Origin of the sequence: Streptomyces sp. UH6 (assembly GCF_013421635.1) — a bacterium.
Lineage (GTDB): Bacteria > Actinomycetota > Actinomycetes > Streptomycetales > Streptomycetaceae > Streptomyces > Streptomyces abyssomicinicus.
On the sequence record NZ_JACADT010000044.1, the window covers coordinates 1 to 15,077 of the forward strand.

General features: G+C 71.8%; 12 protein-coding genes and 1 pseudogene. 7 read left to right on the forward strand and 6 right to left on the reverse strand.

Annotated elements, in window-relative coordinates:
• Both HW445_RS05405 and HW445_RS34355 read left to right on the forward strand, forming a co-directional pair.
• A partial coding sequence (locus tag HW445_RS05405) for an IS3 family transposase (protein ID WP_180219887.1) occupies positions 1-475 on the forward strand: 475 nt, incomplete at its 5' end.
• 434 nt (positions 476-909) lie between these two features.
• Entirely contained in the window at positions 910-1,179 is a 270-nt protein-coding gene (locus HW445_RS34355) for a DUF6191 domain-containing protein (RefSeq protein ID WP_374939605.1), read from the forward strand.
• A gap of 44 nt (positions 1,180-1,223) precedes the next feature.
• On the opposite strand, the gene HW445_RS05410 is transcribed toward HW445_RS34355, so the two are convergent.
• Together HW445_RS05410 and HW445_RS05415 are read right to left on the reverse strand one after the other, a co-directional pair.
• Positions 1,224-1,604: a hypothetical protein gene (locus HW445_RS05410; RefSeq protein WP_180219888.1), complete on the reverse strand. Its 381-nt coding sequence runs from the start codon at positions 1,602-1,604 to the stop codon at positions 1,224-1,226.
• 254 nt (positions 1,605-1,858) lie between these two features.
• On the reverse strand, positions 1,859-2,464 hold the full coding sequence (locus HW445_RS05415; RefSeq protein ID WP_180219889.1) for a TetR/AcrR family transcriptional regulator: 606 nt from the start codon (positions 2,462-2,464) through the stop codon (positions 1,859-1,861).
• 243 nt (positions 2,465-2,707) lie between these two features.
• Here HW445_RS05415 and HW445_RS05420 point away from each other — a divergent pair, with 243 nt between their 5' ends.
• Positions 2,708-3,907, forward strand: coding sequence for an NAD(P)/FAD-dependent oxidoreductase (locus HW445_RS05420; RefSeq protein WP_180219890.1), 1,200 nt, complete (start codon positions 2,708-2,710; stop codon positions 3,905-3,907).
• Positions 3,908-3,955: 48 nt separating this feature from the next.
• Here HW445_RS05420 and HW445_RS05425 read toward each other — a convergent pair whose 3' ends face one another.
• The gene (locus HW445_RS05425) at positions 3,956-4,543 is read right to left on the reverse strand and encodes a DinB family protein (protein WP_180219891.1); all 588 of its coding nucleotides are present in this window, start codon (positions 4,541-4,543) and stop codon (positions 3,956-3,958) included.
• A 792-nt stretch (positions 4,544-5,335) separates the two neighbouring features.
• On the opposite strand from HW445_RS05425, the pseudogene HW445_RS33310 reads away from it, so the two are divergent.
• The 3 genes and pseudogenes from HW445_RS33310 to HW445_RS05435 all read left to right on the forward strand — a co-directional run.
• Positions 5,336-5,467: pseudogene (locus tag HW445_RS33310) on the forward strand (IS256 family transposase); the annotation flags it as partial.
• Complete coding sequence (locus HW445_RS05430) at positions 5,464-5,979, forward strand: GNAT family N-acetyltransferase (protein WP_180219892.1); 516 nt, start codon at positions 5,464-5,466, stop codon at positions 5,977-5,979. The pseudogene HW445_RS33310 and the gene HW445_RS05430, both read left to right, overlap by 4 nt.
• Positions 5,980-6,215: 236 nt before the next feature.
• On the forward strand, positions 6,216-7,307 hold the full coding sequence (locus HW445_RS05435; RefSeq protein ID WP_180219893.1) for a hypothetical protein: 1,092 nt from the start codon (positions 6,216-6,218) through the stop codon (positions 7,305-7,307).
• A gap of 338 nt (positions 7,308-7,645) precedes the next feature.
• Here the strand turns inward: HW445_RS05435 and HW445_RS05440 are convergent, their stop codons facing one another.
• Positions 7,646-8,521: a glycosyltransferase family 2 protein gene (locus tag HW445_RS05440; RefSeq protein WP_180219894.1), complete on the reverse strand. Its 876-nt coding sequence runs from the start codon at positions 8,519-8,521 to the stop codon at positions 7,646-7,648.
• A gap of 125 nt (positions 8,522-8,646) precedes the next feature.
• Positions 8,647-9,615, reverse strand: a complete 969-nt coding sequence (locus HW445_RS05445) for an AraC family transcriptional regulator (RefSeq protein ID WP_180219895.1) — start codon at positions 9,613-9,615, stop codon at positions 8,647-8,649.
• A gap of 128 nt (positions 9,616-9,743) precedes the next feature.
• Between HW445_RS05445 and HW445_RS05450 the strand changes: the two genes are divergently transcribed.
• The gene (locus HW445_RS05450) at positions 9,744-10,424 is read left to right on the forward strand and encodes an NAD(P)H oxidoreductase (RefSeq protein ID WP_180219896.1); all 681 of its coding nucleotides are present in this window, start codon (positions 9,744-9,746) and stop codon (positions 10,422-10,424) included.
• A gap of 126 nt (positions 10,425-10,550) precedes the next feature.
• Here HW445_RS05450 and HW445_RS05455 read toward each other — a convergent pair whose 3' ends face one another.
• Entirely contained in the window at positions 10,551-15,026 is a 4,476-nt protein-coding gene (locus tag HW445_RS05455) for a caspase family protein (RefSeq protein ID WP_180219897.1), read from the reverse strand.
• Positions 15,027-15,077 lie beyond the last annotated feature (51 nt).

Consider the following 15,077-nt stretch of genomic DNA (forward strand, 5'->3'; position numbering starts at 1 on the left):
TGAGCACGCCACCGGCGAGGGCAAGCTGTACCTGTGCGCGGTCAAGGACATGTACTCCGGCCGCATCGTGGGCTACTCCATCGACTCCCGGATGAAGTCGCGCCTTGCCGTGGCAGCCCTGGAATCCGCGGTGGCCCGTCGCGGCCAGGCCGCCGGATGCATCGTTCACTCCGATCGCGGATCGCAATTCCGCTCACGAAAGTACGTGGCCGTTCTCGCAGGTCACAGCCTTATCGGCTCGATGGGCAGAGTCGGCGCGGCCGGCGACAACGCAGCCATGGAGAGCTTCTTCGCGCTGCTGCAGAAGAACGTCCTCGACCGCCGAACCTGGCGGACCCGGAACGAACTGCGGATCGCGATCGTGTCCTGGATCGAGCGCACCTACCACCGCCGACGGCGCCAGATCCGCCTGGGCCGATTGACGCCCGTCGAGTACGAAACCATCATGGCCCCTCACGCAGCACTCGCTGCGTAAACCCCAACTGTCACCCGATCACGCAGCGGTCCCGCATCTATCCGGATGACGCAGTTCCGAGGTGGGAAGCTCTGTTGACGGGGGCGGAAAGTCCGCTCCGGTACGTGGTGCCCATGGCCAACGATGGTTTCACTGTCTTCGCTGTTCCGCAGGCGCTCTCGACGGCCTTGGCCAGTGCAAGAGCGGATCAGCTCAGAACTACCGCTCTCACGTGGGCCAAGACCGTCTCCGAGATGGGCGATGAGATTAGGCCGAGCAGTGCCGTCGACCTCCTTGAGCGTCTGTCAGCCCTCGCCACGAGTCGTGCGGAGAGAGGCCTGAGCCTGTATTGCTGGTACTTCGCGCCCTGACCTCATCCCGCTGACATTCCTGTAGTCGTGATCCCAGCCCTCGCTGGGACAGCACGAGCGGCTACTCGCCCCGGCACACCTGGAGTGATCGGCCGGACAGGTCCGTGGCTGGTCCTTTTCCTGTGGGTCGGTCGGCATCGGCGCAAGCACGGCGGTGGGGGAGGGGCGGTTGTTGAGACGTGGGACGAGCTCTTCCGTCCGTCACAACGACACGTCCGACAAGAGCGGGAACGTCACCTCGCTCTTCGGGACGACACCGACTCCGGTGCACCTCCCCACTCCGTCGACCTCGACGCAGGCAAGGCGTTCATCCGCTCCACGCAGAACCGCGCGAGCAGGCGCGACGTGTCCTGAAGGCTCGTCACATGACCTCGACCAGGGTCCACGAAGCCTGGCGTTCACGCCCCGCTGGACACCCACCGCAGCACCGCCGCCAGCCCCACCAGCGCGGCCGGTACCGCCCACGGCCACCGCAGCACCCGTCGCACCGAGGGCGCCAGCCACAGTGCCCCCGTCGCGCCCGCGAGGACGACGGCCAGGGCGCAGCCCAGCTCGATCCCGCCGTACGCGGCCTGGTCCCAGTCGCCGTCCGGGTGGGTGTTGACCGCCAGCCAGAGGAAGAACGCCGCCGCCAGGGTGCTCAGCACCACCGGAACGGCGAGGACCGTACGGAGCAGGCGGCGGTCGTCGTCGGGATGGTGCGGGCGGTTGTCCACCCGGTGCGGGGAGTGGCCGGTGCCGTGGGCGTCACTGGTGTACGGGGGTTTCGAGGGCCGCATCAGCGAGTGTTCCTGGTCTCTTCCGGGTGGTGGGCGAAGCCACGGCCGTAGCGCTGTGCCTGGTCGTTCTCCCGGTACGGGCACGGTCCACCGCGCTACCCGCCGACAGGGTCCTCCTGCGCTGCTCGCAGCGACGCCACAGCCGTGTCGACGTCGGTGAGAAGGTCCGGCCAGACCGCCGGCTGGGAGGATCGTGCGCCCGCATCCGCGACCACGGAGCCGGCGGCATACGGCTTCACTTTCGCGACCGGTTGTCACGCCGGCGAGGCAATGCTCTGCCAGCCGTGGTCGAGGAGGTCGAAGGCGCGGTGGAGGGCCTCGGTGCTGTCGTGGTGCCGGCGGGCGGCGCGGGGTGCTTCGAGGGCGAAGTGGGCCAGGGCGGTGCAGGCCGGGTCGTCGGCGGGAAGGCCGCTTTCCTCGGCGATCACCTGGGCCAGGGCGGCCGTGTTCTCCAGCCATGTGGCGTGCTGGTAGTCGAGCAGGGCCGGAGTGCTGTTGACCAGTTCGAGGAAGGCGGCGACGCCGGGCTCGTCGCCAGGGCGGAGCCGGCGGTGGCGCAGGGCGTGCTCACGCAGGGCGGCCGGGATGGACTGGCCCTCGGGGCGTTCCCGCACCGCGGCGAGCTGAAGGGCCTTCATCTCGTCCTGCCGGTCGAAGACCAGGGATTCCTTGCCGGAGAAGTGCTTGAACAGCGTGGTGGTGGACACGTCGGCGGCGTCCGCGATCTCACGGATGCCGACGTCGTCGTAGCCGCGCTCCAGGAAGAGGCGCAGGGCCGCGTCGGCGATCGCCTGGCGGGTGGCGGCCTTCTTTCGCTCACGGCGCCCGGCCGGTGCAGCAGCGTTTCTGTCATCGGACATGGCGACAGGCTACACGACAGTGGAACGAGTGTAAAAGTTGACTCGTTGCACTTATGGCCTCGGTGTGCTTTTCTGATGAGGCGGCCCTCGGAGCTGTCCACCGCCACATGTCGGCGCCCCCTTGTCCTGCAAATGGGGGGCAGTCATCCCCGACCTCACGAAGTCACCGCCGCCGCCAGCACGTAACGCCCCCTCCATGTACATGCCCGGCTCCATGCCGGACGACAGGAACGGAGCACCACCATGACCGAAACGCCCACCCCCACGCCCCGCATCGCCGTCATCGGCGCCGGCCCCGGCGGTCTGACCTGCGCCCGCATCCTCCAGGTGCACGGCATCGCCGCGACCGTCTACGACCTCGCCTCCGGCCCCGACGACCGCGACCAGGGCGGCACCCTCGATCTGCACCCCGACGACGGCCAGGCCGCCCTGAAGGAAGCCGGACTGCTGGAGGAGTTCTTGCGCCTCGCCCGCCCCGAGGGCCAGGAGATGCGGCAGTTCGACGCGGCCACGGGAAACCTCCGCTTCCGCCACGAACCCGCCGAGGGAGAGCTCTCCGCCCCCGAGATCGACCGCGGGCAGCTGCGCGACCTCCTTCTGCACTCCCTCGCCCCCGGCACGGTGCGCTGGGGCCACGCACTGCGGAGCGTCGAAGGCCCCGCCGACGGTCCCCGGCGGCTGCGCTTCGCCAACGGCACCGTCGTCGAGGCCGACCTCGTCATCGGTGCCGACGGCGCATGGTCCAGGGTCCGGCGCGTCCACTCCGCCGTCACCCCCCGGCACATCGGCATCAACTACCTCGAGGCGTGGTTCCACGACGTCGACGACCGGCACCCGGAGATCGCCGAACTCGTCGGCCCGGGCAGCGCCATGGCGGCCGACGGCGAACGCTGCCTGTTCGCCCAGCGCAACAGCGGCGGCCACATCCGCGTCTACGTCATCCAGGCCGGTCCCGCCGACTGGCTGGCCCGGACCGGACTCACCGGCCAGGACACCGAACGGATCCGCACCCTGCTCCTGGACCGCTACCGCGACTGGTCACCGAGCCTGCGCCGACTCCTCACCGACAACGACGGCCCCTACCTCGACCGCCCGCTCCACGCCCTGCCCGTACCGCACACCTGGGAGTCCGACCCCACCGTGACCCTGCTGGGCGACGCCGCCCACCTCATGCCCCCGCTCGGCGTCGGGGTCAACCTCGCGATGCTCGACGCCTGCGAACTCGCCCTCGCCGTGGCGGGTCACGACACGGTCGCCGACGCCATCCGCGCCTACGAGAAGACGATGCTGCCGCGCTCCACCGAGATGCAGACGGCTCTCGACGGCGCCGCCGCCGGCCTGCTGTCCGACGAACCCTTCGACCCCGCCCACAACGGTCTCGACGCCAACCGAGCACCCGCCCCGACCGTGGACAGCCCCTGGGGCGCGGTCACCCACGCGTGAAGGCGTCGGGCTGACCCCGAGCCGCACGAGCACCTCGGCCTCGCGCGCTCACTCGGCCGTGACGGGTGCGGCCGACCTGGCCGCCTGCTCGACGTTCGCGCGGTGCGCGGCACGGGCTTCCTCGTCGATCCGCTCCTCGTATTCGGGACGCATCCCGGTCCGGCCGTCGAGGCCCTCGCGCAGGATGTCGGCGTGCCCGGTGTGCCGGTTGATCTCGCCGAGGACATGGACCATGACGGCGAACAGGTTCGTGTTGGGAGACGGCTCCCGCCACCACGGCACGTGGCCGGGGGCATCGAGGGGAAGCGCGTTGATCGTCGCGTCCGCGTGTTCCCACGTCCGCCGGTAGAACCCGATGATCTGGTCGCGGGTCTCGTCCTCGCTCGCCCACAGGTCGCTGCCGTCGGAGTCCTGCCACCGGGGCAGCGGTTCCGGGGAAGGGCGGTCGAAGACCTCGCCGAAGTACCTGGCCTCGACGGCGGCCACGTGCTTGACCAGGCCGAGGAGGTTGGTCCCGGTCGCGGTCAAAGGCCGGCGGGCGTCGTACTCGGACAAGCCGTCGAGCTTCCAGAGCAGCGCCTCGCGGTCGCGTCGCAGTCTGCCGTGCAGGGTGGCCTTCGCGAAGTCGTCGATCATGGGGCATGAGCCTGCCATGGGGCTGCTCGTGGTCTCAAGACCTCTCGAAGATGAGCAGGTCCGCGGAGACCGATGGTGGCGGTCGGTGTCACCGGCAGCCGGAAGGTGAGTCGGGGAAAGGGGTGGCCCGTTCAGGGGCCGGCTCAGTACGGTCGTCCGGTGTGCCTCTATGCGACGGCGTCCTACAAGCTGCACCACGCATGCGTGGCGTGTCGTGTCAGCTTCAAGCGGCATGCCGATCCGGAGCGGAAACACCGCTGTCCGAACTGCGGCAGGCCGCTGATATGCGCCGGTCACGGCTTCGCTCCGCCACCGAGGCGGGACGTCCGCGGATGGTCCGTGGTAGCCGCGGTGCTGGCTGAGGGCCTGCGCTACGAGGGGCGTTCGGCCTGCGGGTGCGGCAGGGAGCCGGCGTTCCGTCCGCGGACGCGTGCCGAACTGCGAGCGCGTCGGCTCGTTGCCGTCAGGGATGGGCTGCCGCTGTCCGAGACGTTGTCCCGGCCGGATCCGCCGACCCCGATCACCAGCTGAACCCGCGCCCCGGCGCGCGGGCCGACGCCCCCGTCCGCCTGGGCGCCCCCTCTACAGCTGCCGCCCGAACGCCGCCGCCTCACGCTGCATCACCGGGGCGACCCGATCCCGTCCGTCATCTCCTCGATGCGGGCGATGCCCTCCTCACCGCGCTCGGTGACGATGTCGGTGGCGCCGAACGCACGGGCCTCGCACTCGGCGGCTCGGGGGTGACGAGCCCGGACCCGTCCCCATCACGGGTCACGCCGGCGTTTCACGGAGTTCAGACTGGTCGAGTCCGCCCAGCACCGGTGGCGCGCGGTGAACGCACCCCATCTCGTCGTACTCGTCCGCGGCGGTGCCTGCTTCGAGCGCTGCATACTCGTCGAACGTCCTGACCAGGAGGCCGCGTGATCACCCTCAAGCCCGAAACCGTCCACACCGACCGACTGGACTTGCTTCCCCTGCAGGTCGAGCACGCCGACGAGATGGCCGCGGTGCTGTCCGACCCCGGCCTGCACGCCTTCATCGGTGGCACCCCGGACACCGTCCAGGACCTGCGCGCCCGCTACGAACGTCTGGTCGCAGGCTCACCGAGCCCCGGCGAATCCTGGTGCAACTGGGTCATCCAGCTCCGTGACACCGCCTGCCTGGCCGGCTACGTCCAAGCGACTGTCACCGCCGACGGCCGCGGAGCCGCTGCGGAGATCGCCTGGGTGACAGGCACCCCCTGGCAACGGCGCGGCATCGCCACCGAAGCCACCCAAGGACTCCTCGCCTGGCTGCGACAGCACCCGGTCCACACAGTCACCGCCCACATCCACCCCGACCACCAGGCATCCGCCGCCGTCGCCACCGCAGCCGGCCTCACCCCCACCGACCAGTCACACGACGGAGAGACCAGATGGCAGCTGACGATCAGCTGACCCAAGAGGGGGCTCTCCGCAGACTCGCTCTGCGATTCCTCGCCAGGGAGATCGCCGTGTGGGCCGAAGCGTCTCGGCGAGCACGACGTGTACGTCCGCGCGGACCGGGACGACCTCGACCACGTCCGCAGCCCGTCCGGGCATGCGGCACCCGCCGTCTCGTCACGGGTGAGAAAACGCGTTGGCCGACCACCGGTGAGCTGCGAAGATGCCTCTGTTTCCCAGGTGGAGGACATTTGTTCGTTTTCGTGTGTACGGGATGTGGCGCGGAGTTGACCACTCCACTCTCCCAGGTCGCGCTGCCGGTCCACGCCCGTCAGCAGTACGGGAACGGGGCCCAGCTCCCGGTGCTCATGGAGCCGGGGACATTCGCCGTGGACCCGGACCCCTGGGGAGGGCCGTGGCGGCCGTGGGACGAGATCGATCCGGGCGAGGCCGAGGCACGCGGCATCTACGCCCCGGTCCACGCCCTGTCCGACGGCACGCCCGGGGCGAGTGTCATCGCGCCCGGTGACATCCGTGGAACCCGGCTGATTCCCGAGAAGCGCGGCGGTGCCTGCTGCGGTCTCGACGGGGCCGACGGGCCCAACATGGCCTGCGAGGCGTGCGACCTCCCCGTTGCGACCAGGGTCGACGACTGCTCGCTCTGGCAGATGGTGCGACTCGACCCGGACGTCGTGCACCGCGTCCCCGTCGACGGCGTCCACGCCGCGTCCCTCTCCTGGACGGAGCTGGCGGAGAAGGGGGAGAAGACACCCCCGTTCGAGCCGATCGCCACGTGGGGAGGACGGCTGGGGCCGAACCACTACTGGTCGTGGAGTCCGCGATGGGAGGCCGCGGCCGGCCAGGCGCTCGCCCATCTGTTGGTCGCTTCCCAAGGGCAGTCGGTGAAGGTCCCGGACGGCCTGGCCGCGGACGTGTTCCAACGCGAACTCGACACCTTGCTGCCGGCAGGAACCCAGGAGCGGCGCGTCGCCCTGGCCGGACCGGGACAGCCCTCTCCGGACGCGGGCGTCGACATCCTCCTCGTCCCCGTCCATCCACAGACGGGCAGGATGTGGACTCCTGCCGGACCTACCGCACCGGCGTACCTGGTGCCCCTGCCGCTGGGGGTGTGGCTGTGGCTGGTCTCTCCCGAACCGGGCTTGCCGGTTCCCGCCTCGGGCCGCACAGCCCGGGACGTCCTCCGCGACGACCCGCCCCCGCTGCTCCCCCACCACCTGTTCCGAGCCGACCGGGCAAGGTTCCGACACACCTTGGTCCGGCTACCAGCCGTGCGCAGCCCGTGGCTGCGCCCGATCCTCGAGAACCTCACGCGGGGAGCCTGAGCCGGCCTCGTCCGGGGCCCGCCTCGTGCGTCTCGAGTTCCGGGGTCCGCCTCCGCCAAGCCGGTCCGGCTGTGCTGTCGGTGGCCCGAGATACGATCCCGGTCTCGATGGGCCGGACGGAGATCGTGAGGGACTCGCGGCCATGGGGGGTGGGTCGTACAGTCCCCGGCATCCAGCTCGGGACTGGAGGTATCTTGCCATGACCCCACCCCCCTCCCGGCGCTACGAACGCAAGGCCGAACGTCCGCCACGGCTGATGGCCTTCCCGCTCACGCTGCTCATTTCCGGAACCTTCCTGGACAGCCCCGTAACCCGAGCTGCACTCAGCCGTGTCCGGATCAGACGACCGGCGGCCGGCCCAGCCGCGTCATCCGCCACACGGTGGACCACCGCATGGGGCGGCGGGGCGGGCACGGCGTCCGCAGGCCTTCGGAGAAACCCGCGAACCAGGCCCGAAGTCCCGCCGCCGACCGGGTGCGGGCCACGGTCGTCGCGACCCAGACGCCGAGGTAGACGGGGACGAGGAGGGCGGGAAGGTGCCTCTTCGCCAGCCAGACCCGGTTGCGGGCGACCATACGGTGGTAGACCGCGTGCCGGGTCGGCGACGTCCACGGATGCTGGAGCACCAGCTCCGGTGCGTAGAGCACCTTCCAGCCCGCGTCCAGCGCCCGCCAGGCCAGGTCGGTCTCCTCGTGCGCGTAGAAGAACGGCCCCGGCCAGTCGCCGGTCTCGTCCAGCATCCGCAGGGACAGACCGTGCCCGCCGCCGAGGAACGTCGTCACCGGCCCGCCCCGCATCGGGTCTCCCGCGCGCAGCCGCGGGACGTGCCGGCGCTGCGTTCGGCCGCGCTCGTCGGCGATCCGGAAGCTCACGACGCCGAGCCGCTCGTCCGCCGCGTACAGCCGCGTCAGGCGGGTGAAGACGTCCCGGCTCACGAGCAGCCCGTCGTCGTCCAGGTCCACCACGACATCGACGTCCCCGAACTCCCGCAACCGGGCCAGGGCGACGTTCCGGCCACCGGAGACCCCCAGGTTCTCCGGCAGCTCGACCCCCGTCACCCACTCGGGCAGGGACGGCAGCGGCGAACCGTTCCCGACGACCACCACCCGCTGCGCCGGCGTTTCCTGTCCGGCGACCGAGTCGAGGAGCTCGGCCAGCTCGGCGGGCCTGGTGCCCATGGTCAGGACGGCGACGCCTACGCGCGGGTGACGCACGGATGAACTCCGTTCCTCGGAACCGGTTCCGGTGCGGCGATGCTAGCCGCCACGGTCCGCGGAGCCGGCCATGCAGACAGGTACGCGCGGTGCCCGTGGCTCCCGACTGCCGCCGCACGGCCCGTCTACATCGACGCGAGAGAGCCGGACGCCGCCACCGCCACCCCGGCGCGGCAGGCGCTGGGGCTTCGGCCCTTGTGGCGTTTGAACGCGGCGCTGAAGCCGAAAGCGTCGGCATAGCCCACGGACCTGGCGATCTGCGCTATGCCGAGATCGGTGTCGGACAGCAGCGCCTCGGCCTCGTCCATGCGGCATTCGGTGACGTAGGCGAGGGGTGGACGGCCCATCAGACGGGTGAAGCGCTTGGCGAACAGTGCCCGGGAGACGCCGGCCCGCGCGGCCAGGGAGGCCACCGTCCAGGGCTCGGCGGGGCGGTCGTGAAAGGACTGCAGGGCGGGCGCGAGGACCGGGTCGGCGAGGCCCCGGTACCAGCTGGGCGCGTCGGCGCCCGCCTTGTCGAACCAGGTGCGCAACGTGCACACCAGGGCCCAGTCGAGGAGCCGGTCCATCAACGCCTGCGAACCTGCCGAGAGACGGGCGGCGTCGGCGGCGGCCGTCTCCAGCCAGGCACAGACCTCGGCGTCCTCCTCGACCACCAGAACGGGCGGCAGGGCACGCAGCAGCCGCTCGTGGCGGTGGCCCGAGGCACGGTAGGCGCCCACGATCAGCGCGGTCGCCGCCTCCGAGTCGGCGCCCCAGCGGATGCCGCCGAGTTCCTCGGCACCGCAGTCGGGGCTCTCGGTGAAACAGCTGATCTCGTACGCGGCGTGCGCGCTGTCCAGGGTGGCGGGGTGATCCACGAGGTGGAACGGTCCGGGGCCGCGCACGATGGCGGTGTGGCCCGCGCCGATCGCTCGTTCCGTGCCGTCCGGCAGCAACAGGACGCCCCTGCCCCGCAGCACGCTGATCATGGTGAGTGGCGCGATGTCGGCGAAGCGGACGGCCCAGGGCACCGCGAGCACGACGTGACTGACGACGGACCCCTCGGCCCGAATGCCGCTCAACAGCGAACTCAAAGGATCCATGGGAAGCACGGTAGACGATCTCCTATGCTTCGGAGCGGTTCTCCCATGGATCATCTACGTCGTCTCGGCTGAACTGGACTCGTACACCGGACCGACCGGACCGACCGATACCGAACGAGACCAACCAGGGAGACACCGTGAGGCAGCACGACAGCCGTGCCAGGACAGCCCTCGTCGTCGTCGCACACCACCGCAACGATTCCCTCACCGCGCACACGGCCCGCCGTGCCGCCGCGCAGCTCGAAACCGCCGGCTACCGCGTCGACCTGCTCGACCTGCACGCCGAGGGGTTCGACCCTCGGATGACCGTGGCGGACCAGCCGGACTGGGGCGACCGGGAGAAGAGGTACTCGGAAGAGGTGCACGCGCACATGCAGCGCGTCCTCGACGCCGATGCCGTCGTCGCCGTCTTCCCGGTGTACTGGCTGGGCGTGCCCGCCCTTCTCAAGGGCTGGATCGACCGCGTGTGGAACTACGGGTTCGCCTACGGCCGCAGCAAGCCCCACCTCGCCGGCAAGCGCATCCTGTGGCTGGGCCTGGCAGGCGCCACTGCCGACGATCCGATCGTGGCGGGCATGCGGAGCATCCTCGAGACCAGCCTGAGCGAGGGCATCGCCTATTACTGCGGCTTCTCCCACTCCACCGTCGGCCTGCTCACCGACGCGGAGGAACGCCCTCAGCGCCTCGACGCCGAAGGCAATCTCCTGGTCGGCGACGCGATCACGGGCGCGGAGCGAGAGGCGCAGTACACGGCTTTCGACCGTCGCACGGGGGAGTTCGTGGAGGCTTTCCTCGCCGAGGAACCCGTGGCGGCCTGACGCCCGGGGAGGCACGCACGCGAGGGCGACACGGTTCCTGTGGGCCACGGGCCACGGGCCACGGGCCACGGTCCGGGCCGTGCCGGGCGCCGGTCGGTGTCCGACACGGTTCCCCTCCCCACGCGCTCAGCCGGCGGGGAGGGGAGTGGGGAGCCGCGGGAAGGACGGGGCCGCGTCCGGTGGGGGTGGCGAGGGCGCTGCGGCGAGGCCGGGACAGACACGCCGGAACGGCACGCCCGGGGCGATCGTCCGCCAGCCGTCGACGGTGGGGTTGGCCGCGGCGAGCCGGCAGGCCCGGTCGACGGGGTCGCGGAGCGTCGCACCGAGCTGGGTGAGGTTCCAGTGGGTGACCACGCCCGGGTGGTGGTGGGTGGTCAGCATGGTGCCGTCCGGGGCGAGCCCGAGAGCGGTGGGCGTCCTGTCCAGGGTGAATGACGTGACCGCGTGGGCGTGTTGTGGGTCCCACAGGTCCCAGACGAGCATCCGGGCGCCGGAGCCGACACCCGTCAGCAGTCTGCCGTCCCGGCCGAACGCGTACGGACCTGTGGTGCTGCCCCCGGGGAGCCAGCCCAGGAACCGGGGACGGTCGGGGGAGGAGACGTCGTACAGAAGTCCTCCCTCCTCACCGGGATCCGTCACGACGAGAAGCCGGCCGTCGGCGGAGAACGCCTGCGGGGTGGGGTACAGGGGCCCGTCGTCCGGGGCGGGCAGGCCTGACAGCCGGTCCGGCTCGCGTGGGTCGGTGACGTCGTACAGGTCGCCGTCGACCACCAGGAGGTGCCCCTCGGGGCCGAGCAGGACGTGCGGGGCGGACTTCGTCCTCGTCCTGACGGTGCTCAGCCGTTCGGGGCGGCCGGGGCCGGTGCGGGAGAGGTCCGAGAGGTCCCACAGCGTCGCTCCGCCTTCCGCGCCGACGGCCATCACCTCGCCCCGGAGGGACACGTTCAACGGCAGGGAGCTGTCGGGCGGCCCGGCGGTGAGGCGGAATTCCCGCACCGGATGACCGGGATCCACCACGTCCCACATCGTCAACGTGCCCGGAGGGCCTTCCACCGCCAGCCGGCCGCCGTCGTCCGAGAACCACAACGCCGAAGGGGAGACGTCCCCCTCCGCGTCCGTCCGGGCGACACCTGCCGCCCGGCCCGCGGAGGGCCCGGTGAGCGGGACGAGGCTCACTTCGCGTTCCCCGGTCGCCTGGGCCAGAAGCCGTCCGTCGGGGGAGAGGGCGTACGGGACCACCGTCTCGAACCACCGGTAGTAGTCCGGCGGTGCCAGCGTGACCTGCCGGCCGGCGACGGTGGGAGCCATGCGGTCCGTCAGGGACCACAGGCGCACCGCTCCGTCGCCGTCCCCGCTGGCCAGGGTGCGGCCGTCGGGAGCGAAGGCGAGTGCCGAGACGGTGGTGGCATGGCCGGTCAGCACTGCCGAGCGGACGGGCCGGGCACGGGAGACGTCCCACACCGTCGCCGTGTGGTCGGCGCTCGCGGTCGCGAGTTGACGGCCGTCCCTGCTGAACGCCACCGCCTCCACCGGGCCGCCGTGGGCGCTGATCACCGCGGAGGGGCGGCCGCCCGCCCCTTTCGCCAGGTCCCACAGACGCACCTGGGCGTCGGTCGACGCGACCGCGAGGGTGTCGTCGTGGCTGACGGCGATGGACCGTGCGGGACCGCCGACACCGTCGAGCGTGCCCACGCGGCGCGGCCGGTCCAGGTCCTCGACGTCCCACAGCTCCACCGTCCCGTCCTGCCAGCCCAGGACCAGCAGCGCCCCGTCTTCCGCGAAGGCGGCGGCCTGTACGTTGCTCCTGCGCTGCGGCAGCGACGCACGGGCGCCGACGGCGCCACGTCCCGGTTCCACCGACCACAGCCTGGTCTGCCCGACGGTGGAGGTGACCAGCGTCCGGCCGTCCGCACTGAACTCCGCCTCCTCCACGAGGCCTTGCATGGGCATCGACATCCGGCCCCGAGGCCGTGGGTGCCTGGGGTCGGTGAGGGAGAACCTGCCCACGGACCTGTCGATGTCCGCGCCGGTGAGGAGCAACGACGTGCCGTCACCGATCCACAGCGCCGGATCGCCGAAGAAGCTGGTCTCCTTCGCCACGACGTCGGCGAGCCTGCGCGGCTCACCGGAACGGGAGGCGTCCCACAGTCCGACGGTGCCGTCACCCGAACCCACCGCGAGGATCCGGCCGTCATCGCTGTAGGACAACGAGTCCACCGTGCCCGGCACCTCGAGGGAGCCCGCGTACTGCGTCTGGCTCAGAACGTCCATGAGGGTGGCCCGGCTCTGCGGTGAGGGGTCCTCGCGATACGCGGCGACGGCCAGCAGCAGCGCCGCTCCCGGGTCGGTGCCGATGCCGGCGCGGGCGGCCGCCTGGAGCTGACGGTTCTGTGCCTGCTCACCGTTGGCGCGGGCCTGCGCACGCTGGTTGAGGGCCAGTCCCGCGGCGGCCAGCGCCACGCACAGCACCGCGCCGATCACACCGACCAGCTGCTTCAGCCGGCGCGCCTGCCGTCGTTGCCGGCCAAGTGCCTCCTCGAGCTGCCGGGCACGGCGCTGCTCCTCCTCGAGCCGCCGCCGCTGACGCTCCTGCTCCGACCTGGCGAGGTTCTGGCTCGCCGTCACGAACGCCCGGTCGAGCGTGCGGACCAGCCGTGCGTGCCGCTTCTCGCTCAGCCAGTCGACCGCCGCCCCCAGCCGCGTCCCGCGGTAGCAGTACTCGGGGGAGCGCCCGGCCAGGTGCCAGGCATCGGCGGCGTCGGCCAGTTGCTGGCGTGTCACCAACCCGGCCCGGTCCTCCTCGATCCACCGGCGCAGCCTGGGCCACGCGCGCAGGAGCGCTTCGTGGGATATCTGGGCCGCCGACCGGTCGACGGTGATCAGCCGGGCCCGGGCCAGCCGGTCACGGACCTCGACGAGCGTACGCCGCTGCTCCTCGGGCCGGTCCGTCAGCAGCTCGTCCAGACCGATCCTGCGGCGGACGGCCTCCTCACCGCTGCCGGCGATCAGGACCATCGACAGGAGAAGCTCGCGCACCGCCTCACGGCCCGGCCGGTCGAACCCCGCGTAGATGCTCTCGGCGGTCCGGGCGACGGATTCCCGGATTCCGCCGGTCGCGGTGTACCCGGCCAGGGTGAGGACCGGCCCGCTGCGGCGCACCCACGTCTCACGGAGTGCGTGGGCCAGGAACGGCATCGCGGAGCCGTGGCCGTGGCCGCCACTCTCACGGGTGTCCCGGAGCAGCACGTCGACGAGGCCGTGCTCCAGCCGCAGTCCGGCGTCGCGGGCCGGCTGCTCGATCACGGCACGCAACGCCACTTCGTCCATGGGCCAGACGTCCACGTGCTGTGCGAGGGCGGGCCCGAGCTCGGGGTGCTCGAGGCAACTGCCGTAGTGGTCGGCACGCAGCCCCAGGACGACACGGGGACCCCTGCCGTCGCCCCCGGCCCCGCACAGCGCGCGGATGAACGCCGAACGTTCCTCACCGTCCCGGCAGTTGGTGAAGATCTCCTCGAACTGGTCCACGACCAGCACCCGACAGGTCTCGTCGTCGGGCAGCCGGCCCTCCGCCAGCTGCCGCTCGACGTCCGCCCGCGGTACGCCGGAGGCCCGGGCCCACAGGGCGGCGAGGGAGCGCAGCGGTCGCGGTCCGGGGGAGGGGAGCAGCAGTGCGGGCCACGGTGTGCAGGGGTCCACCTCGTAGCGGCGCTCGAGACCGGCCAGCAGCCCCGCCCGCAGGATCGAGGACTTGCCGACGCCCGAGGCGCCCACGACGAGGAGCGGCGGGCGCCCCGCGCCGCCCGCCCGGCCGGCGGGCCGGGTCACCTCGGCGAGCAGTTCCTCGACCAGTTCCCCGCGGCCGAAGAACCGGTCGTGGTCCTCGGTCCGGAACGGCTCCATGCCGGGATACGGGCAGACCGTGCCGTCGGCCGGGTGCGCGGACGCGACCTGGGGCACGGGAGCGGCGGGATAGGCGCGGTTGGCGGCGACGACGAGGTCGCCCGCCCGGTCCTCGCTCTGCCGGTGGGGACGCACCGCTCCGCCCTGGAACTGCCGGTCGAGGTGGGCGTACACCCCGTCCAGGGTGAGCCAGGCCGGCGCGGAGGGGTCGCCCTCGCGCAGCAGGGTGAGGAGCTTCCCCGTGAAGAGCGTGTGACGGTCGCCCTCCGGGGCGAAGGAGACGTCGAGCAGCGACGCGGAGGTGAGCAGAAAGCTTCCGTCGGGCCGCGCGGTGACATACGGGTCGCGGCCGGTTCCCCTCGCCACGGGACCGGCCGTCCCCGAGAAGCAGCAGTCGAGCAGAACGACGACGCGGGCACCGCTGTTGCTGAGTGTGTCCCTGATGACCTGGTACGGGACCGAGCGGGCGATGCCGTGGGCGGAACTGTCCGCGGTGGCCAGGTAGAGCTGGTCCTGCGGGCCCAGGAGACCGTGCCCGACGAAGGCGAAGAGGACCACGCCACGGGCGCCGGCGACGGCCTCCTCGACCGCCTCGACGACGGCGGCGCCGTCAGCGGGATCGAGGAGCAGCTCCACCTGCGAGGGAGCCATGCCGCAGACCTCGCGGAGGGCGTCGGCCAGGTCGCGAACCGTGGCCGCCACGCTGGGAAGCGCGGGCAGCCCGGAGCCGGCCGCGTGCACGCCCGTACCGAC